At 62.0% G+C, this 19,473-nt stretch carries 23 protein-coding genes; 15 read left to right on the top strand and 8 right to left on the bottom strand.

Features of this window, described 5'->3' with window-relative positions; translation table 11 throughout:
- Positions 1-6: 6 nt before the first annotated feature.
- A complete protein-coding gene (locus tag ABIE18_RS12630) occupies positions 7-1,113 on the bottom strand; it encodes a GTP pyrophosphokinase (protein WP_216924310.1) in 1,107 nt (368 codons plus the stop codon).
- A gap of 109 nt (positions 1,114-1,222) precedes the next feature.
- On the opposite strand from ABIE18_RS12630, the gene ABIE18_RS12625 reads away from it, so the two are divergent.
- Genes ABIE18_RS12625 through ABIE18_RS12610 form a run of 4 tightly spaced genes read left to right on the top strand, consistent with a single transcriptional unit; the run spans position 1,223 to position 4,445 of the window.
- A complete protein-coding gene (locus ABIE18_RS12625) occupies positions 1,223-2,044 on the top strand; it encodes an alpha/beta hydrolase (RefSeq protein WP_477514252.1) in 822 nt (273 codons plus the stop codon).
- 41 nt (positions 2,045-2,085) lie between these two features.
- Entirely contained in the window at positions 2,086-3,027 is a 942-nt protein-coding gene (locus ABIE18_RS12620) for a carbohydrate kinase family protein (protein WP_499723146.1), read from the top strand.
- Between the two features lie 39 nt (positions 3,028-3,066).
- Positions 3,067-3,594: a YbhB/YbcL family Raf kinase inhibitor-like protein gene (locus tag ABIE18_RS12615; protein ID WP_499723145.1), complete on the top strand. Its 528-nt coding sequence runs from the start codon at positions 3,067-3,069 to the stop codon at positions 3,592-3,594.
- A gap of 41 nt (positions 3,595-3,635) precedes the next feature.
- Entirely contained in the window at positions 3,636-4,445 is an 810-nt protein-coding gene (locus ABIE18_RS12610) for an HAD family hydrolase (protein WP_431120083.1), read from the top strand.
- A gap of 10 nt (positions 4,446-4,455) precedes the next feature.
- On the opposite strand, the gene ABIE18_RS12605 is transcribed toward ABIE18_RS12610, so the two are convergent.
- Entirely contained in the window at positions 4,456-5,316 is an 861-nt protein-coding gene (locus ABIE18_RS12605; protein WP_499723144.1) for an NAD-dependent epimerase/dehydratase family protein, read from the bottom strand.
- A gap of 132 nt (positions 5,317-5,448) precedes the next feature.
- Here ABIE18_RS12605 and ABIE18_RS12600 point away from each other — a divergent pair, with 132 nt between their 5' ends.
- Complete coding sequence (locus ABIE18_RS12600; RefSeq protein ID WP_499723143.1) at positions 5,449-5,718, top strand: hypothetical protein; 270 nt, start codon at positions 5,449-5,451, stop codon at positions 5,716-5,718.
- A 13-nt stretch (positions 5,719-5,731) separates the two neighbouring features.
- Complete coding sequence (locus ABIE18_RS12595) at positions 5,732-6,529, top strand: glycerophosphodiester phosphodiesterase family protein (protein ID WP_499723142.1); 798 nt, start codon at positions 5,732-5,734, stop codon at positions 6,527-6,529.
- A 37-nt stretch (positions 6,530-6,566) separates the two neighbouring features.
- Here the strand turns inward: ABIE18_RS12595 and ABIE18_RS12590 are convergent, their stop codons facing one another.
- A complete protein-coding gene (locus ABIE18_RS12590) occupies positions 6,567-8,399 on the bottom strand; it encodes a glycoside hydrolase family 2 protein (protein WP_499723330.1) in 1,833 nt (610 codons plus the stop codon).
- A 187-nt stretch (positions 8,400-8,586) separates the two neighbouring features.
- Between ABIE18_RS12590 and ABIE18_RS12585 the strand changes: the two genes are divergently transcribed.
- Positions 8,587-9,549: a D-2-hydroxyacid dehydrogenase family protein gene (locus ABIE18_RS12585; RefSeq protein ID WP_499723141.1), complete on the top strand. Its 963-nt coding sequence runs from the start codon at positions 8,587-8,589 to the stop codon at positions 9,547-9,549.
- A gap of 54 nt (positions 9,550-9,603) precedes the next feature.
- Entirely contained in the window at positions 9,604-10,746 is a 1,143-nt protein-coding gene (locus ABIE18_RS12580) for a glycerate kinase (protein WP_499723140.1), read from the top strand.
- Between the two features lie 21 nt (positions 10,747-10,767).
- Here ABIE18_RS12580 and ABIE18_RS12575 read toward each other — a convergent pair whose 3' ends face one another.
- Positions 10,768-11,025 (bottom strand): DUF2630 family protein, encoded by a 258-nt coding sequence (locus tag ABIE18_RS12575; RefSeq protein ID WP_499723139.1) that lies wholly within the window; start codon positions 11,023-11,025, stop codon positions 10,768-10,770.
- A 95-nt stretch (positions 11,026-11,120) separates the two neighbouring features.
- On the opposite strand from ABIE18_RS12575, the gene ABIE18_RS12570 reads away from it, so the two are divergent.
- From ABIE18_RS12570 to ABIE18_RS12560, 3 genes are all read left to right on the top strand, one after another.
- On the top strand, positions 11,121-11,564 hold the full coding sequence (locus ABIE18_RS12570) for a YdeI/OmpD-associated family protein (protein WP_499723138.1): 444 nt from the start codon (positions 11,121-11,123) through the stop codon (positions 11,562-11,564).
- 91 nt (positions 11,565-11,655) lie between these two features.
- The gene (locus tag ABIE18_RS12565; RefSeq protein WP_499723137.1) at positions 11,656-12,099 is read left to right on the top strand and encodes a hypothetical protein; all 444 of its coding nucleotides are present in this window, start codon (positions 11,656-11,658) and stop codon (positions 12,097-12,099) included.
- Between the two features lie 2 nt (positions 12,100-12,101).
- On the top strand, positions 12,102-12,734 hold the full coding sequence (locus ABIE18_RS12560; RefSeq protein WP_499723136.1) for a hypothetical protein: 633 nt from the start codon (positions 12,102-12,104) through the stop codon (positions 12,732-12,734).
- 20 nt (positions 12,735-12,754) lie between these two features.
- On the opposite strand, the gene ABIE18_RS12555 is transcribed toward ABIE18_RS12560, so the two are convergent.
- Together ABIE18_RS12555 and ABIE18_RS12550 are read right to left on the bottom strand one after the other, a co-directional pair.
- Positions 12,755-13,306: a dihydrofolate reductase family protein gene (locus ABIE18_RS12555; RefSeq protein ID WP_499723135.1), complete on the bottom strand. Its 552-nt coding sequence runs from the start codon at positions 13,304-13,306 to the stop codon at positions 12,755-12,757.
- Positions 13,307-13,474: 168 nt separating this feature from the next.
- Positions 13,475-14,041: a type 1 glutamine amidotransferase domain-containing protein gene (locus ABIE18_RS12550; protein WP_224094558.1), complete on the bottom strand. Its 567-nt coding sequence runs from the start codon at positions 14,039-14,041 to the stop codon at positions 13,475-13,477.
- Between the two features lie 235 nt (positions 14,042-14,276).
- Between ABIE18_RS12550 and ABIE18_RS12545 the strand changes: the two genes are divergently transcribed.
- Entirely contained in the window at positions 14,277-14,480 is a 204-nt protein-coding gene (locus ABIE18_RS12545; protein WP_499723134.1) for a helix-turn-helix domain-containing protein, read from the top strand.
- On the opposite strand, the gene ABIE18_RS12540 is transcribed toward ABIE18_RS12545, so the two are convergent.
- Positions 14,477-15,271, bottom strand: a complete 795-nt coding sequence (locus tag ABIE18_RS12540) for an alpha/beta fold hydrolase (RefSeq protein WP_499723133.1) — start codon at positions 15,269-15,271, stop codon at positions 14,477-14,479. The two genes, ABIE18_RS12545 and ABIE18_RS12540, sit on opposite strands and share 4 nt — an antisense overlap.
- A 121-nt stretch (positions 15,272-15,392) precedes the next feature.
- Here ABIE18_RS12540 and ABIE18_RS12535 point away from each other — a divergent pair, with 121 nt between their 5' ends.
- Positions 15,393-16,289: a LysR family transcriptional regulator gene (locus tag ABIE18_RS12535; RefSeq protein ID WP_499723132.1), complete on the top strand. Its 897-nt coding sequence runs from the start codon at positions 15,393-15,395 to the stop codon at positions 16,287-16,289.
- A gap of 281 nt (positions 16,290-16,570) precedes the next feature.
- Here ABIE18_RS12535 and ABIE18_RS12530 read toward each other — a convergent pair whose 3' ends face one another.
- On the bottom strand, positions 16,571-17,926 hold the full coding sequence (locus ABIE18_RS12530; protein ID WP_499723131.1) for a uracil-xanthine permease family protein: 1,356 nt from the start codon (positions 17,924-17,926) through the stop codon (positions 16,571-16,573).
- Positions 17,927-18,171: 245 nt separating this feature from the next.
- Between ABIE18_RS12530 and ABIE18_RS12525 the strand changes: the two genes are divergently transcribed.
- Together ABIE18_RS12525 and ABIE18_RS12520 are read left to right on the top strand one after the other, a co-directional pair.
- Complete coding sequence (locus ABIE18_RS12525; protein WP_499723130.1) at positions 18,172-18,777, top strand: malonic semialdehyde reductase; 606 nt, start codon at positions 18,172-18,174, stop codon at positions 18,775-18,777.
- A gap of 177 nt (positions 18,778-18,954) precedes the next feature.
- On the top strand, positions 18,955-19,473 hold the full coding sequence (locus tag ABIE18_RS12520; RefSeq protein ID WP_499723129.1) for a 2'-5' RNA ligase family protein: 519 nt from the start codon (positions 18,955-18,957) through the stop codon (positions 19,471-19,473).

Raw genomic sequence — 19,473 nt, 5'->3', positions numbered from 1 at the left:
GCGTCCTTACAGTGCAGTCTGGCGGTAACGCTCAATCTGCTTCAGACGCCGCTGGAGGCTATCGCGCCGCGGGTGCGGAACGACGTCGGGCGCCTCAGCGGTGAGGTCAATATGTTCGGTTCCGTACTGCCACAACAGGAGGTCGTCCAGGAGGCGGTCGGGGCCCGGGGAGTAGCGGTGATCCAGCGCTTTGCGGACCTCCGTGATCCGGTTGGCACTAAGGAGCCCCGCAAGTTCCACGGTTTTGGTGAGTCCGTGGGCGGCCAGAAGTTCGGCAGCCCACCCCCAGTCGTCATCAACTTTACGGTCAACGTGGGGCAGCAGCGTACGCCAGACGTCCCGAACGCGGTTGGGAGTCAGTGGGGAAGCACCTTCACCGTGCAGGTCCCAATAACTGCGGACCTCTTCATAGCGCTCGTGGAGGTCGGCGAAGGCGCTCTCCACGGTTTCCAACATGGCCGCAGTGGCCGTGAACTGGCGATCGAAATGCGGGGTCCAGGCCCGTGGATCCTCCGCCTTGAACCGGATATCGTGCTCGATCTCGCTCCAGGCGTGCGCAAAGACAGTGCGGATCTGGCACTCGAAGAAGTAGCTGCCGTTGGCAGGCATATCCGGGTTGAAGACGTGCTGATACTCCTTGACGGCCTCATTCTGGATGGTTCGCAGGATAAGGTGCCGGCTGGAGTAACCGTACGTACCCGATTCGATGGAACCGATGTCCTTCTCGCGGTCTCCTCGGCAGTCGAAGAGCTGGCGTTGTCGCTTGATGATGTTAGCCACGGCTGCGTTCTCGGCAGGCAGTTTGGTGATGACGCGGATGCCCACCATGTCATTCAAGGTGCGGAAAGGGTCCGGGAATTTGAGGACGCGCGGGCCGCCCGGCTCCAAAGGATCATCCGTGCGGGAAATTTTTTCGCGGAACGACTCCACTGTTTTGGTTCGGCCGGTGACAAACAAGGGAGTGACCTCGGCGTCGTTGAGCATGTCCCTTAACGTCAGCAGCACATCCCGTGTGACCCGCTTCAGGGCAGGGCGAACACGCTCATAGAGCGCTACGTTCGCATCCACTGCATCGCGCTGGTCCTGGTCCAGGCTGTCCCAATTGCTTGCCATGCCCCCAGCTTACGGGGCGGGTCCGACACTGGGGCGGGCCACCCGCCGTCGGGGTGCCCTAGCCAAAGTTGCGGGACGTCACGATAGGCTCGGTACAAAGGAGGGCGCAATGTTGCGGCACAAGTACAGCTACGGCGAACACCCCAGTCAATGGGGCGAACTCTTCATACCTGAACCGAACAACGGAAACCATCGCGGCGCGTCAGCCGTCGCGGGTGGTGTCGCGGTTGTGATCCACGGCGGCTACTGGCGCTCACAGTACGGCGCCGAGCTCGGTGAGCCCTTGGCCCGTGACCTCGCGGCGCATGGAATTACCGCCTGGAACCTTGAATACCGACGTGCCGGCAACGGCGGTGGTTGGCCCCATACGTTCGAAGACATCCTGGCCGGCATTGATCATCTCGCTGAAATCGCCGATAAGCACGAGCTCCACCTCGGCAAGGTAGTGGCCTTGGGCCACTCGGCCGGCGGTCACCTGGCTGTGTGGGCCGCCGGACGGCAGCGCCTCTCGGCCATTGGAACGCCCGACGCCGACCGCCAACTCGTGCGTGGACCGGAGGACAACGCTGTCCACCTGACGGGCGTCGTCAGCCAGTCCGGCCTCCTGAACCTTGCTGCCGCGGAAAAACTGAATCTCAGTAACGGTGCCGTCTGCAACCTCATGGGCGGCGATTCTGCCAGATACCCCAAAAGGCATAAATACGCAGACCCTATGAGTTCACTGCCCATCGATGTTCCGGTTTTCGCCGTCCATGCCACCGACGACGAAGATGTTCCCGTCAGTCAGTCCGAGGCCTACGTCGCGGCGGCAACCGCGGCCGGCAGCGCAGCGCAATTGCTGCGTGTCCCTGGGGATCACTTCGATCTCATAGATCCCAAAGCTGTGGCCTACAAGAAATGCCGCGAATTGGTACAACGCCTGCTCTCCTGAATCACTGGTAGCGCCTGCCCTTCCTCTGGCAGAGTGGTCCCATGCTGACTGTGATTGGCGAGGCCTTGGTTGACGTTGTGCAGCGCCCCAGCGGAATCGAGGCGCACGTAGGGGGCAGCCCGCTCAACGTCGCCGTTGGTTTGGCGCGTTTGGACCACCCCGTGCAGTTCATCGGGCGGTTTGGCCAGGACGCATACGGCGATTCCGTGGCGGCGTACCTCCGGTCCAGTTCCGTGATGGTCCCCCTTCCGCCCGACGGCAAACCCACCAGCATAGCCACGGCAGTGATCGACGACGACGGCGCCGCCACCTACACCTTCGATCTCACCTGGGATTTGCCGGGCCTCGGAGAGCGGTTACCGCTTATGCTGCAGGGGGCCACTTTGCTGCATACGGGTTCGATAGCCACCGCCTTGGAGCCCGGCGCCGCGGACGTGCTTGCCGCCGTCGAGCATGCCCATCCGAGCAGTACTATCAGCTTCGACCCCAACTGCCGCCCCAGCATCATTACCGATCGCGATTACGCACGAAGGCAGGCCGAACGCTTCGTGGTGCTCTCCGACGTCGTGAAGGCTTCTGACGAAGATCTCGAATGGCTGTATCCGGGCGTTGATCCGCTGGAGTCAGCACGCCACTGGTTGTCTCTGGGAGGTACGGAAGGACCCGCGCTGGTGGTGGTGACGCGGGGCGCGCGTGGTCCGTGGGGAATCACGGCCATCGGCGAGACCCAGGTCCCGGCGCCTTCCGTAACCGTGGTGGATACCGTTGGTGCCGGCGATTCGTTCATGGCTGGGCTGCTGTCAGCGATAGTGGACCGCGGGCTGGACGGTGCGCAAAACCGCGGGGCACTCAGAGCCATGCCGGCCGAGACCCTTGCCGCCATCATGGACCATGCGACTCGTGCTGCCGCAGTCACGGTGTCGCGGGCAGGGGCCAATCCGCCCACGCGGGCTGAGCTCAACCACAGGGCTGTTGCAAGCTAAAACTGTTGCCGGCGAAGTCCGGACAAGAGGAGGTGCGCCATGAAAGAGCACGATCCGTACGCCACGACGCCCGCGCCGGAATTACAGGTTGCGAGCGAGTCATTCACCGACGGCGATACTCTCGGCCCCGATCAGCGGAGCGGGATTCTGGGTGCGGGCGGCCAAGACATGTCTCCCCAGCTGAGCTGGAGTGGAGCTCCGGACGGAACCAGGAGTTTCGCTGTCACAATGTGGGATCCCGATGCTCCCGGCCCCGGGGGCTACTGGCATTGGGCGGTACTTAATATTCCTCCTGAGGTATCAAGCCTTCCGGCCGGCGCCGGCGGCCAGGACGGCCACGCGTTGCCCGCTGGCGCATTCCAGTTAAAGAACGACGGCGGCCGCAGCGGCTATGTTGGTGCGGCGCCTCCCAGAGGGCACGGACCGCATCGGTACATAGTGGCCGTACATGCGCTGGACGTGGAGGACCTGGGCATCGAAAAGGATTCCGAGGCACGCATGCTTGCTTCAGCCCTTCCTGCGCATACGTTGGCGCGCGGAACCATCACGGGTACGTTCGAGCGTTAGCGGCGGCATTTGGGTTCTCAACAGCCACGTAGACTGACATGATGCGCCTCGTAGCAAGTGATATTGACGGCACCATCCTCGGTCATGACGGCAAGATCAGTGATCGGACCGTCAAGGCATTCAAAGCATGCCGGGACGCTGGGGTGGAGCTGGTGTTCGTCACGGGGCGCCCGCCGCGGTGGTTGTATCCGCTGCAGGAACAACTCGGACACAGCGGTATCGTGATTTGCTCCAACGGCGCGGTGGTGTGGGATCTCGAAACTGAGAAGCCCATTTCTTCTTGCACATTGGATATCACATCCATTTTTGAGGCGCGACGCATCATCAAGTCCCTGCGGCCGGATGCTTTGTTCGCCGTGGAAACGTTGACTGGTTTCCAACTGGAGCCGGGCTTCCTCGAGAACGAAACCAGCGAGCTGCTCGCGGAGTTCACCCCCGCACCGCTGGACCAGACGCTGACGGCGGATGACGCCGTCGTGAAGTTCCTGGCGATAACCCGAAAAGGCACCCCGGACGAATTCCTTGCCGAAGTTCAGCCGGCCGTCGCCCATCTGGTCAGCACCACGCACTCGGCACCGCGCACCGCAATGCTTGAGATGTCCGTGCCCGGCATCAACAAGGCCGTCACCCTCGCGAAGTACGCCGAGTCGCTGGGAATCGAGGCCGCCGACGTCGTGGCCTTCGGGGATATGCCCAACGACATCGAGATGCTCCGCTGGGCCGGTCACGGCTACGCGATGGCCAGCGGCCACCCGGAAGCCATCCTCGCTGCGGGGCAGCAGGCGCCACACTTCGACGACGACGGCGTGGCCCAGATTCTCGAGGCGAAACTGACGGAGCAAACGGTCTAAGGCCCCTGCATCACGGATGACGGACGCCGCGACCTGCCAGCACTGCGCGGTAGCCCTCCATGTATGTGGGGAAGGCGAACTCGAAGCCAGTCCCGCGCAGCCTTTGGTTGGAGCAGCGTTTGTCCCCGGGGCCGGCGTGGGCGTCTTCCAACGCCGTCGGTGGTTCAGGGTTTCCCATTTCCAAGGCAAGAAACCGCATGACGTCACCCATCTCGGCCGCATGGTCGTCCACGCCTACGTAGACCGGATCCGGGTCCTGATCCATGGTGGTGAGGTGGACGATCATGGCCGCGGCATCGTCCCTGTGAACACGGTTGGTGTGCCGGGGTTGTGCTGGGATCACGGCTTGCCCTGACCGCACTTGGTCGATCAGTCGCGTTCGCCCCGGACCGTAAATGCCGCCGAGCCGAAGGATGATGGGTTGGGTTCCCGTTCCCCGGGTGCGGGCAAGCAGCATATTTTCAGCCTCCACCAGCACTTTGCCACTGAAGCGCGTGGGCTCGGTGGGTGTGGTTTCGTCCACCACCGCTCCGTCGGAGTCCTTATATACGGCTGTGGAGGAGACGAACAGTATGCGTTCCGGTTCAACAGAATCGTGATCCAAGGCGTCCAGAGTATTTCGGAGGCCGTCCATGTACGCTGCCCGGTATGCCTCCTCGGTGGAAGAATCGGCGGCGACTGCGACCACAACGATGTTCACATCTGCCGGGATGGCCGGGACTTCTCGTGAGAGGTCCGCGCGCATCCCCCGGATCCCCGAGGGGAGCTTTTCCGGAGAACGGCGGAGCCCGATCACCGCATGGCCCAACTCTGCGAAACGCAGTCCGGCTTCGGTTCCAAGGTCGCCGCACCCGGCAATCAATACACTCATGCCACTAGTTTGGCAGTCCTGATGCTCCGCCAAGCTGTCACCAACTTCCCAGTCTCCATACAACCCGCGTTCAACTTGCGCCCGTAGGCTTTCAGCCACAGACCCGTTTAGCTTGTTGGATGTAGGGGAATCATGGCCAAGCGCAGGATCAACGACTTCAACACCGCTCCGTTGCGGCGGATCGAACCGGATCACCACTGGAGGTCGCTTCGCCAGGGCGACCGCGTGAGCGTGACGCTAACGCCGGGGTATGAATCCGCTGGGATAGTGGACGCCGTTACCGGTGACGCAACGGCAGTTTGGGTGGAGCTCGACGGCGGTCGGGGCCGTACGCTGGTGCACATCAGCGATGGCGTGGCAGTGGTCCCCCTGGAGAAGCTGAGGGTCACCGAGGAGTCGTAGGCGCTTACGCGCAATGGGCTACGCTTCGGATGTGACGCTGCCTTATTTCCTCCGCAAGGACGGCACTGTGGGCCCCCTGGCCTTCGCTCACCGCGGATTCTCCATGAATGGCTTGGAGAACTCCATGGCTGCTTTTCGTGCCGCCGTTGAGCTGGGCACCCTGCACCTTGAAACTGATGTGCACACCACTTCAGATGGAGTCCTCCTCGTTTTCCACGATTCTTCCTTGGACCGGGTCACAGATTCGTCTGGCCGGATCGCAGAGCTGACGGCAGCCGAGGTGGCGCAGTCCCGGATTGGCGGAGTGGAACCCGTGCCGACTTTCGACGAGCTGGTGGCAGCCTTCCCCGATGCCCGCCTGAATCTGGACGTGAAGGACTGGAATTCCGTTAAACCGATGGCCGAGGCTATCGAGAAGCACGGCATCCATGGCCGGGTGTTGGTGACGGGTTTCTCCGACCGGCGTCGTCGTGCAGTCTTGAAACTCCTCAGCCAGCGGACGGCTTCTTCGGCTGGCAGCACCCTGACCGCGCTTTTCGTACTCCTTGGGCCCGTGCTGCCGGCGGGTTTGGCTCGCAAGGTGCTCACCGGCGTCGATGCTTTCCAAGTGCCAGTCCGCTATGGGCGATTCCCCGTGGTGACTCCCGGTTTTGTTCGTCGCGCCCACCGCTTGGGCGTCCAAGTTCACGTCTGGACCATCAACGAGCCCGCTGAAATGGGGCGTCTATTGGATCTGGGTGTGGACGGTATCGTGTCCGACCGGCTGGACCTGCTGAAGGACGTTCTGGTGCGCCGGGGGCAGTGGGTCTAAGTCGCAAACTCAGCACCCTTCTTATGGGCCGACATTGTTAGTCGTCCTGGGCTTCGATGGCTGCCTTACGGACCTGGCTGGCGCGGATCCGCCTGAGATCGAACTTGCCTCTGCGATCGAAAGTGAAGATGCCATTCTTTTCCTGGAAGACGTCCGTCAGCTGCGTATAGCAATAACCGAACATGTCCGGGTTATCCAGGAGTACGCCACATAGTCCGTCGAAACGGGCGTAGAACTCCTCCTCGTTGCTGACACGCTGGCCGTAACCCCACGACGTCGACACATCACTTCCGAGGCCCGCTTCTGCCGCTGCTTGGCGCGCCTCCGTTTCGTTCCACCAAATGCCGCCGAATTCAGACACGAAATATGGCTGGCCAGCGTAAGGCACGGAGTATTCCTCACCCTGTGGATTCCGGTTCACAAAGGGCTTCCCGTCCGAAAGGCCCTGCTGCTCGATCCGGAACTGCTCCGGATTCTGCTCGTAGGAATGGGAATCATAAATGTCGGTTTCGCGGATGCGGTGGGAGTATCCGGATGCGTCGATGACCGGCCGCGTGGGGTCGGCCAATTTCGTGGCAAGGAACATGGCCTGCGTGACATCATCCAGTACCGTTAGTCGATCGTGCAGGACCTGGTGCGTTTCGTTGAGCGGGCACCATCCGATGATCGAGGGATGGTTGAAGTCGCGCTGAAGCACCTCAAGCCACTGGGCTACGAAACTCGCTGTCGGCTTCTGGTTGTGCCCAATGGTTCCTCCTCCGGAGACGCCCCAGTCGCCGAACTCGCCCCAGACCAAGTAGCCGAGTCGGTCTGCGTGGTAGAGAAAACGCTCTTCGAACACCTTTTGGTGGAGTCGTGCACCGTTGAATCCTGCCGCCATGGACAACTCGATGTCCTTGACCAGGGCAGCTTCGTCCGGCGAGGTCATCAGCGACTCCGGCCAATAGCCCTGGTCCAGTACCAATCTTTGGAACACGGACTTGCCGTTGAGACGAACCACTTTGCCGTCAAGGGCAACTGAACGAACGGCTGCGTAGCTGCTGACACGGTCAACCACAGTCCCCGCACTGTCCCGCACCGTCACCTCGAGGTCATAAAGGAAGGGATCCTCAATCCACCAAGGGCGCAGGGATTCGGCGGGAATGCTCAGCCGCAGGGTTGGCGTGAGATCCAAATCGGCCCTGGCCGTGACTTCCACAGTTACATCGCCCTTATCACTGAGGACAGCGGTCACCGTGTGCCCCGTGCGGTTCTGGCTGATCGGAACCTCAATCGTGATGCTTGAGTCTGCCAGGTTGGGAGTCATTCGAAGGCGTTTGATGTGGACCTCGGGGACAGCCTCCATCCAGACCGTCTGCCAGATTCCAGTGGTGCGGGTGTACTGGCAATGTGTGTTGTTGTACCAGGTTGCCTGCTTGCCCCGTGCCTGCATTTCGTGCCTCGAATCGCGGGCCCGGACAACGATGACCGCTTCCGTGCCGGGCTCGGCCACTCCACCCAGATCGGCGGTGAAGGGGGAGAAACCACCCCTGTGGCGGGCCACTTCAATGCCGTTGACCCAGACAGTCGCGTCGTGATCCACGGCGCCGAAGTGCAGGAGGACGTTCTGGCCGGCCCACTCCTGGGGAATGGCCACCGTACGTCGGTACCAAACAGCTTCCATGAAATCCACGTGCTCAATTCCGGAAAGGGCAGATTCCGGGGCGAACGGCACAAGAATCTCATTAGTGAGCTCGCGCCTGGCGAGTCCGCGCTCCAAACCCGAGTCGCCGGCGTCGATCTCAAAACCCCAGGTTCCGTTGAGGTTCATCCAGTTTTCGCGGACAAGTTGGGGGCGGGGATGCTCGGGCTTGGGAAGTGCCGGCATCATGTTGGACTCTGTCAACGCATCTCCTTCGGAAGGGGAAGGGTTCAATTTCCAGTCAAGCGCATCACCGGAAAATGTGCACCCACCCGCCGGCGTACTGTCCGTACGGCACTAAATTCTCTGTGGCCGCCAAATAGGAATCGTGACGTGAGATGGTGTTTCTACCACTAGCCGCCGCGAGGAGAATGACGTGACGAGTTTCCGCTTGGCCATCATTGATGACTATCAGCAGGTCGCCAGTGACTACGCCCCTTGGGATTCACTGCTCGACGACGGCGTGAAGGTCAGCGTTTTCAGCGCACCTTTTGTTTCGGAAGAGCAGGCTGTGGCAGCTTTGGGGCCGTTCGACATCATTGTGGCGATGCGCGAACGGACGCGCTTCCCTAGCCGCGTGCTTGAGTCATTGACCAACCTGAAACTGCTCGTGACCACGGGTATGGCCAATGCTGCGATCGACCTTGAGGCAGCGTCGGAGCGTGGCATCCTGGTGTGCGGCACTGGCGGGTCACCGGCAGCGGCACCGGAAATGACGTGGGCGTTGTTGCTCGCTTTTGCCCGCAACCTGGTTGTGGAGGAAAACTCGCTGCGGGCAGGCGACTGGCAGACCGCCGTCGGGTTTGAACTCGAAGGCAAGACGCTGGGAATCGTCGGCCTCGGCAAGATTGGGAAGCGCATTGCAGGCTACGCGAAAGCCTTTGGCATGGACGTTTTGGCGTGGAGCCAGAATCTCACGGCGGAGGCGGCCGAGGCGGCGGGCGTTCGACGGGTGAGCAAAGAGGAGCTGTTCCGTGAGTCTGATGTGGTGACGTTGCATCTGCGGCTTTCCGAGCGGACCGAGGGCATCGTAGGAGCGGAAGAATTGAGGCTCCTGGGTCCCGAAGGCGTACTCGTCAACACCGCACGGGGGCCACTGGTGGACGAGGCAGCGCTCATTCGGGCGCTGGAGGAAGGCTGGATTCGTGGCGCTGCCATGGATGTCTTTGACGAGGAGCCCCTGCCCGCCGGACATGCATTGCTTCATTCCTCACGGACCGTGCTATCGCCGCACATCGGTTACGTAACGCACGAGAGCTACCGGCAGTTTTACGGCGGTGCATTCGAGGACGTCAAGGGGTGGCTCGATGGTGCCCCCATTCGTCCGCTGAACGAGTGACGCAATCTTCGTAACCGGCAATCGCTTTCCGGCCAAAGCTGGCAAGATGGACCCATGCGTATCCTCATCGCCCCGGACAAATTCAAGGGATCCCTGACCGCCGCGGAAGCCGCATCAGCCATGGCCGAGGGCGCACTGCGCGTCTATCCGGACGCTGTAACCACCCAATTTCCCGTAGCTGACGGCGGCGAAGGCACACTCGACGCCGCCATCGCCGCTGGTTACGAAGAGCGGAACCACGCCGTTGTGGGTCCAATTCTCAAGCCGGTGGGAGCTTCCTGGGCCATCCGCAAAGATTCCTTCGGCGGAGCCACCGCCGTCATCGAAACCGCCCAGGCTTCCGGCTTGGCCTTCATGGAGCCCACCCCCGAGAATTCGCTGCGCGCCCACAGCTACGGCTGCGGACAGCTCATCGCCGCGGCGCTCGACGCCGGCGCCACCGAGATTGTGTTGGGACTTGGTGGTTCCGCAATGTCCGACGCCGGTAGTGGCGCCCTGCGTGCGCTGGGGCTCAAGCCCGTGGACGCTGCCGGAAATGTGGTGCCCCTCGGCGGAGGTTTCCTTGCGGACGTCGTTGCCCTTGACGTTTCCGGGCTGGATCCGCGGCTTTCACAAGCCAAGTTCCGGATCGCCGTCGACGTCCAAAACCCGCTGTTCGGCGCGGATGGTGCCGCTCATGTTTTCGGCCCCCAGAAGGGAGCCGACGTAGATGCTGTTGAAAGGCTCGACGCCGGCCTCCGTAACTGGGCGTCGCTCCTTCGGGAAGCCACGGGCAGGGACGTCAACGTTCCGGGAGCCGGAGCGGCAGGCGGGTTCCCGGCGTCGTTCCTTGCCTTTACCGACTCCGCGCTCGAAGGCGGCTTCGCGCTGGTCGCCGGGCTGACCGGCTTGGCTTCGCACCTCAGCGAGGCGGACCTCGTGATTACGGGCGAGGGTTCCATGGATGAGCAGTCACTCACCGGTAAAGCGCCCATCGCCTTGGCCGACGCCGCAAGCGTGCACGGAATACCCGTGGTCGCTGTGGCGGGCCGAATCACGGTCACGCCCGAGGACCTGGCCAAGCACGGGATCGTGGCAGCGGCGCAGTTGCTGGACGTCGCACAGCGCAAGGACGGTGTTCCCGACGTCGCCGACGCCGTTGCCAACGCGGCCAAGTATGTTGCCTGGGCTACGAGTCAGGTGCTTGAGGGGGCGTAGCGGGTTTGGCGCCGGGCGCGGCTACTGCCTGTAGCCTTCGACTTCGCTGATCGGGCGGGGTTCGGCATCGTCGGGATTCTCACCAGCCTTCTTCTTGGCCCGCCGTTGGCGGAGCAAGTCCCAGCACTGGTCGAGTTGAGCCTCGAGCTGGGCCAAGCGGGCGCGGCTGCCGTCGCCGTCCACGTCGTCCTCAATTCCCCCGCCGACAGCTGCGGCCCGAAGGCGGTGCTCCTCTTCCACCAGTGACTGAATCCGTTCCAGAAGGTCCTGCTCGTCCATGGTTCGCTCTCCTTGGTTCACTGGGTAGTTGCTTATACCGAACGTAGTCCGGCTGGCGGGATGCGTCTACGGGTGGCCGACGGCATACTTGGGACATGAAATTCACCACGACCATCGTCGGCGACGGCAACAAGGCTGGCATTGAGGTTCCTGAGTACGTTGTTAGTGCGCTTGATGCCGGCAAGCGGCCCCCAGTGGTTGTGACCATTAATGGCCAGAGCTACCGCAGCAGCATCGCGGTGATGGGCGGGAAATACATGGTGGGTGTCAGCTCCGCGAACAGGGAACTGGCCGGCGCATCCGCGGGCGACACCGTGGACGTGGATCTGGAAGTCGACACCCAGCCGCGCGTGATCGAAGTGCCGGACGATCTTGCTGCAGCCCTTGCGGCCGAGCCTGAGGCCAAGGCCTTCTACGGAACGTTGAACTACAGTGCTCAACGCCGATACGTTGAGCCGATTGGGGATGCCAAGACGCAGGAGACCCGGGCCCGGCGCATCGCGAAGATTGTTGCGGATTTGAAGGCGGGGAAGAAGTAGCATCCTGGCTGCCGGTCCCGCGCGAGGTGCCAGCCACCGTCGTCCGTTCGGGCGGTAGGCTGGACTTTTTGGATCGTTGGGGGACAGCAGAGTGGTTTATGACCGAGAGCGTGACCTACGTGATGACGCCGTGTACGCCGAGCATAAGGATGCTGTAGCGCGCGGCGAGAAGCGCGTACTGCGCAGAACCAGCATGGGTGAGCTTCACAGCTACCCTTCGGACGAGATCGGGTTTACACCAGGGCGGGGTCAGGCGCAGGTCAGCACCTGGTGGGGGATGGCGATTCTGGCTGCCTTTGGGTTCGCAGGATTTCTTGGTGCGTTCGCGATGTTCCTGGCACCTGTGTGGCATGGAGAAGGGCCTGGGTGGGGTGCGCTGTGGCCTATGGCATTTGCAGCATTTCTCGCTTGCTACGGGTTCAGCCTAAGCAGGGATGAGTACCGGGCAACGCGGCGTCGCAAGGAACGGGGCTCACCTAAACCAGGTACAGGGAGCGTGGATGTGGATCTGCTGGAATTGGGTAGCCAAAAGTGAACATGTTCCGGAAGCGCTTGCTCGGGGCCCTCATTATCGTTGCCATGTCCTTCGTCCTGACCGGCTGCTTGGGGGACTACTTTGCCCCCGAAGATCGGCCTTCCGCGCCCGTGGCCGGCGAGTTCGACCACCTCACGGAAAGCGGGGTGGAGCGAATCAAGTCGCGGGGTTCCGCGAGGTTGGACATGATTTCCGGACGGCTCGAAAAGGAGGCCGTCGGCCTGCCCGCGGATGCGGCATACGGTCCAACAATCCTCGCCAAGGATGGACGCATGATCGAAATCAGCATCGCGGGACCTGACGGGGACCTCTCTGCGAGCTCGGACACCTTACGATTCAATACTGTCTCTACCCAACCGGATTTCAGTGAGGTCACGTACTTCCTGAGGGCTGGCAGCTGGGAGGAGCTCGTAAAGTTCATTCACGACGGCGTCGCGCGCTACGGTATCGATGCCGGCACCGCCGCGCGATGGATTGAAAGCATCGGCGGCAAGGAGACGGAAACCAGCAGCTATGCCCTTGGCCCTGGTACATCAACAGGTTTGGCAGTTACCTATGACCTCCGGTACGACGGCCCCAAAGACCAGCGGGTCATCATCGTGCATGTGAATTCTGTCCAGGATCTGAAGGACTAATTGCCGCGCCGTCGGGCGTATCAGTCTTTGCGTCGGCTGTAAGTGCTCACGACATTGCCCTTGCTCGTGGCGTACTGATCCTCCAGAACGAGCCGGCTCAGTGGGTCGCCTTCCTCGAAGAGTCGCCGTCCATTGCCGGCAACGACGGGGTGAGTCATGAGGGTCAGCTCATCAAGGACGCCCGAGAACAGCAGTTGGCGTACCACCGAGATGCTGCCGCAGACCGCAATTTCTCCACCGTCACGCTCCTTCAGGTCAGTGACGAACTGCTCCAGCGGGCCATCGATGAGGTGCGAGTTTTCCCATTCGAGGGGCTCGGACAGAGTGCGGGATGCGACGAACTTCTCCACGGGGTTGATGAATGCGGCAAAATCTTCGTCTTGCGAAGCATTCGGCCAATATCCGGCCCACTCCTGGTAGCTGATTCGGCCTAGAACGACGGTGTCCACAGTGTTGATCATCTTGGTCAGTCCCTTGCCCAGCTCGTCGTCGAAGCTGTCGAACTGGAACTTGAACGGGTCCTGTACTACGCCATCCACGGAGTGGAACAGGCCGGCGGTAACTTTGCGCATACGTGCCTCCATAGGTTCTCAGGCATCACGGTATGGTGTGGTGGCGTACTTGGGAAGCTTTCCGGCGTTGCGGCTCGGCGCCAGTAGGTCCAAACGCGAGTGCCGCCGTCGTACTTTTGTGAAGTACGACGGCGGCACTCGCCTTATATGGGTCCGTCAGGTGGGTGCTTAGGCGGTCTGGCCCGCGTGCTGGCCCTCCGAGATTTCCTCTACTACCTTGCTGTTGAACGCCGGGAGGTCGTCCGGATTCCGGCTGGTGACAAGGCCTTGGTCCACGACAACTTCTTCATCAGTCCAGTTGGCGCCTGCGTTCTTCAGGTCGGTTTGGAGCGTGTGATACGAGGTGACGTTGCGGCCCTTGACCACGCCCGCGTCGATGAGGATCCACGGTCCGTGGCAGATCGAGGCTACCGGCTTGTGCTGCTCGAAGAAGGCGCGCGTAAAGTTCTGCGCGTCCTTGTCAACGCGGAGGTGATCGGCGTTTACCACGCCGCCGGGGAGCACCAGGGCGTCAAAGTCCGATGCATTGGCATCGGCTACTGCGAGATCGACGTCGAAAGTGTCACCCTTCTCCACGCCGTTGAATCCCTGCAGCTTTCCCTTTGAAAGTGCCACGAGCGTTGGCTGGCCGCCAGCGTCCTTCACGGCTTGCCAGGGGCTGGTGAGTTCGACCTGCTCCACGCCGTCCGTCAACAGAAATGCGACCTTCTTGCCTGTGATGGTGTGTTCTGACATTGTTCCTCCTCCATTGCGCGGCGGGTTCGTCTGCCTTGCCTGAGGGCGTAAGCCGCCGCTGTGAGAGTTGTTTGTCTGACCTGTTCAAGCCTAGGGAAGGTCATTTTAGTAAGCAAGCTGAGTATTCAATTTCGGTTCGACCTTGTTGAGGCTGGCGCCCCCGACTGCTTGCCCAGGCCGTTGACCGCGACGTCGAAGCGGCCCGCTTGCGCTCCGAACTCGACGAGGTGATCTGATGCCCATCATCGTGGATATCGACGTCATGCTGGCCAAGCGGAAGATGCCCGTGGGCGTGCTTGCGGAGAAGGTTGGGATTACGCCGGCCAATCTCGCTGTACTGAAAAATGGGCGGGCCAAGGCGGTGCGGTTTACCACCTTGGAAGCACTCTGCGAAGTGCTTGATTGCCAGCCGGGGGACTTGTTGCGGTGGGAAGCCTAGAACATGGCGTCGATTTCCTTGGCGAGTTCCTTTGGGTGATCCAGGAAACCCATGTGCCCGCCGGGTATGGTCCGGCGGCTAACTCCGGCATGGGAAGCTATCCACTCGGCAGCCTCGAGGAAGAATGGCGCAGTCTGTTCGGCGCTGAGTACTGCCAGAGGCACACTCAGTTCCGACAAAGCATCAGGCTCCGGCCGCCAGGACGCAAAGGCTCCAAACTCCGCTTCCAGCAGGACCTTGGCGTTGGTCCGGAGTCCGTCGATCAAGTCCGGGGACAACCGCGCTGCGGCATCGCCTGCAGCAAACCTGACGAACGCCTCGGCGCCGCCAGCGAGTCCATCGGCCTCCACACCCGCTGCGATGACTGGCTGCACGGTGGCCATTGCCTCGTCGGGATTCGTCAGAACGGCCAGCAGAGCGGGCTCATGCAATACGGCGCCCGTAAAGCGCTCCGGAGACTGCAGCGCGGCGGCCAGTGCAATCAATGCCCCGGTGCTGTTGCCAAACACAACGCACGGCTCCGTACCTAGCGATTCCAACAGGGCAACAACGTCGCCGGCCTGCGAGGGCACTGACGTTTCCGCCCAATCCGGGTGCTGCGGGCTGCGTCCGTTATTCCTGCGGTCAAAGGCGATTACCGCATGGTTTTGGGCCAACAATTGGGCAAGTTCAGCGTATTGCCTGGCATCGCCTCCAGCGCCGGGGACCAGAAGCACGGGCGTCCCATGACCTGTAACTTCAACGTGAAACGTGGCGCCGTTGGCCTCCACCAGAGCGGTCTCATCGGTCATTCTCATTGCCTTCACCTTTCCTCGAGGGTGGATTACCCTTCCCCTTCATTGGACGCCCGAGTGGGACCTGACGTCCAAGACCGCTATGGACTCGGACGATCACAAATTCTTATGATGGCTCATGGAGATCCGCCAGCTCCGGAGATTCCTTGTGCTCGCAGAGGAACTGCATTTTGGCAAAGCCGCGGCCCGGCTCCATATAGCCCAGCCGGCACTGAGCCAAGAGCTCAAAGCATTGGAAAGAGGCTTGGGGCTTCGTCTTCTGGACCGGACCCACAATCACGTTGCCCTCACTGAGGCAGGGCGGCGTCTTCAAGAAGAAGCGTTACAAATCATCCAGGCGCATGATGCGGCAGCGGCGGCCATGGAAGAACTTCGCAGCCCACCGCCTGCCATGCTGAATCTGGGCGTCGCTGTGGGCGTGGCCTACCCGCTGCTGGCGGAGTTGCTGAGCGGCCTTGGTTCCGGAGGGCCAGCTCCGGAGATTAACGTTCATCCTGCGGCAGCAAGGGAAGGGGTGCAGAAGCTTCTTGAAGGCGAATTCGACGCTGTCTTCATTCACGCCGTGCCACCTCACGACGAACGGCTTGGTGTCCTGACCCTGGAAACTGAGCCAATGGGGGTCGCGCTTCCGGCAGGCAGCAGCCTCGCAAAGCTAGCGGCGATCAGCCCTACGGATCTGAGTGGCCAGGCGTTGATTTGGTTGCAACGCGACGGCGATCCAGATGTCCGCGAGCGGGTACTGAATTTGCTGGTGGATGGGGGAATGATTCCGGGTCCGCACCGCTGGTCGCCGAGCATCGCCACCACGATGAGCCTGGTGGCTGCCGGCCTTGGCGTGTCCTTCAAAACGCCGCACCAGGTGGTGCCAGGTGATCCGCCCGGCGTCGTGTGGCGCCCGTTCGCCGGGGTATCCCTCCCCATGCCCACTGTTTTGGTCTGGCTCCGGAACGGCGCCTCGCCGCTGACCACAGAGCTCGTGGCTCACGCCCGGCACTACGTCGTGGGGAAAACATAGGGCGCGCGGGATCGTGTGCTTGGCAACAGACCTACGCTCAGGACAATCATGATATTGATTTCGCCCAGGACGCTTTGGCGATGGTCATGTTGGCCCCTATGAAACAAGCCTGGGCTTCATCACTGTAAGGGTCAAAAGGAAGACGATCCCTTAAGGCGCTTCCGCCGCTTCCTTCCGAGCCAATGGCCTCCCTAAGATCCTTGAGTGAGAAATCCGAACCGATCAGGCCCTTGGTTTCAAGGCACTTGTGCGAGATTTCATATGGGTTCCCCAATAGTCCCCTACTTCCCCTTCTTCCCGCCCCTCTTAGCCGCAGCATTCATAGCCGACTTCACCGCCGGTGGGAGCCCCGCCGTCTCGGTTTCCGGCTCAGCGACGGTCCCGCGCCAGCGAGCCAGCCCCTTCATGCCGTGATAAATCACCAGCGCGGCGGCAGACCCCAAAGCAATGCCCGTGAACTTCAGCTCGCCAATAGTCCACGTGTAGTCCGCAATACCGATAATCAGGGCAACAGCAGCCGTGGTCAGGTTGATTGGGTTGGAGAAGTTGACCTTGTTCTGCACCCAGATCTTCACGCCAAGTACACCGATCATGCCGTACAGCATGGTCGCCGCACCGCCGAGGACACCGGGCGGTACGGTTGCGATCAGTTCGCCGAATTTCGGGGAGAAGCTCAGCAGGATGGCGAAGATACCGGCCACCCAGTAGGCCGCCGTCGAGTAGACCTTAGTGGCGGCCATGACGCCAATGTTTTCCGCATACGTCGTGGTACCGGAACCGCCGCCGAGGCCGGCAAGTACGGTCGCGGCGCCGTCGGCCATCAGCGCGCGTCCGGAGACGCCGTCGAGGTTTTGACCGGTCATCGCGGCCACCGACTTTACGTGCCCCACGTTCTCAGCCACCAGCACCAACACCATCGGCACGAACAGCCCCACAACGCCGATGTGGAACTCGGGCGTCTGGAACAGCGGCAAGCCCACCCACGCGGCGGCATCCATCTTTTCGTAGCTGACCTCGCCGCGCATCATCGCCACGAGATAGCCCACCACCACGCCCACCAGAATGCTCAGGCGCCCCAGGATTCCGCGGAAGAGGACGCTGACCAGGATGATCGTGACCAGCGTGATCAGCGCAGTGACGGGAGCGGCGTCGAAGTTATTCTTGGCGGCAGGCGCCAGATTGAGGCCGATCAGCGCGACGATCGCGCCGGTGACGATCGGCGGCATGAGCCGGTTGATCCATTCGGCGCCAAACTTCTGGACCACGGCGCCAACAAGGGCCAGCACGACGCCGGCAAGCACCACGCCGCCCAAAGCGCCACTAACGCCGTACTGCTGCTGGGACGCCATGATCGGGGCGATGAACGCGAAGCTCGAACCCAGGTAGCTGGGCACGCGGCCCTTGGTGATGATGAGGAAAAGCAGCGTGCCGATGCCCGAGAAGAGCAAGGTGGTGGCGGGCGGCATGCCTGTGATGATGGGGACCAGGAAGGTCGCGCCGAACATGGCGACGACGTGCTGCATACCGATGCCAATGGTGAGGGGCCACGCCAGCCGCTCGTCGGGTGAGACCACGTGGCCGGGGCGGACCGACTTCCCGTTGCCGTGGAGCTTCCATTTGGTGCCGAGCATGCTCATGGCGGGCCTTCCTCAGAAGAATGTTGGGATTCGGTGCAACATTACCGCCATTGTGGGGTCCGCTCTACGCGCCTCGCGCGCATAATGACGCGCAAATCGGGCCCCGCAACGCAGATCCTGCAGGAGGACTGTGCCCAACGTCACGGGCCGTCACGGGAAGAGGACATGTGAAGTTGAAGTTGCAACCATGGAAAGCAGAAGCGCCTGGCCGTCCCGAAGGCCCGGGCCCAGCGAAAGGTTTACGAATGACGATCGCCCACGAAGAAGCAGTCATTGACGCCGCAGCAGTCGACGCCATTTTTGCCGAAGCCCGCACCGCCAACAGCTTTGCCGGTGAGGTCACCGAAGAGCAAGCCCGCGCCATCTACGAACTCACCAAGTTCGGCCCAACGGCCTTCAACTCCCAGCCCCTCCGCGTGACCTACGTCCGCTCGGACGAGGCCCGCGCCAAGCTGGTTGACGCGCTCTCCAAGGGCAACCAGGCCAAGACCGCCTCGGCTCCGTTGGTCGCCATCCTGTCCTACGACACCGACTGGCAGGGTCAGTGGGACAAGTTCCTTCCGGCTTACGGTGCCCCCAAGGCCATGTACGACGCCGATCCCGCTTTCGCCGCTGCTACGGGCAACAACAACGCCCACCTGCAGGCCGGCTACTTCATTCTCGCTGTGCGTTCGCTCGGTTTCGCGGCTGGCCCGATGACCGGCGCTGATTTCGCTGCCATCGACGCCGAGTTCTTCCCGGCCGGCGACCAGAAGAGCTTCCTCATCGTCAACATCGGCCAGCCGGGTCCGGACGCCTGGGGCGAAGCAAAGCCGAAGTTTGCTTACGAAGAGGTCGTTCGCACTGTTTAGTCTTTCCTGCTGTTCCGCCGATGCTCTCGTACATGATGTGCGAGAGCATCGGCGTTTAAAGGTCAGGATGTGAGAGAGGAACCGGGGGGTGGGATGTTCTCTCACATCCTGCGGCTATTTCAGCATCCCTCTCGCAGATCCCGTCAGTTCTGACTCGCTGAGTGGCAAACTATGCCTATGCGGAACCTCATCTGGGTGGCATTTACAGAGCCCGTGCGGCCAGGGCTGGTGTTTCCGCGCAGCGACTGGCCCCTTCACATCACACTGTTAAGGTTCGACGTCGGAACTGACGTGAGTGCCGACGTCGCCGATGTCCTCGCTGACTTGGCCGAAGCGCCGGTCCAGGGAGCCCTTGGAACGCAACTGACCATCGGGGAAGAAGCGGGCTTCGGCCACATGGGGTCGATTCCCGTGAGCCTGGTGGAACAAAACCCGCTGCTCCAAGGCCTGCACGAGGAACTCTTCGACGCCGTGGTCAGCGCGGGCGGGCGCATCGCTACGCCGAACTACGTCCTCGAACGCTACCGACCACATATCTCGCATCACGACGGCAAGCGCCCAAAGCCGGGCGACGTCGTCGTGCTTGACCAGGTGGCGCTGGTGGACATGGCGCCGGAAGGCAACCACACCATCCGGCGCATCCTCAGGCTCTGGACGCAGGACGCTGCAGAGGCTGAGGACTCGCAAACCGCCTGA

This window comes from Arthrobacter sp. 2762 (assembly GCF_040548745.1).
Lineage (GTDB): Bacteria > Actinomycetota > Actinomycetes > Actinomycetales > Micrococcaceae > Arthrobacter.
The sequence above is the reverse complement of the archived record's forward strand: the minus strand, read 5'-3'. Positions and strand labels throughout refer to the sequence as shown.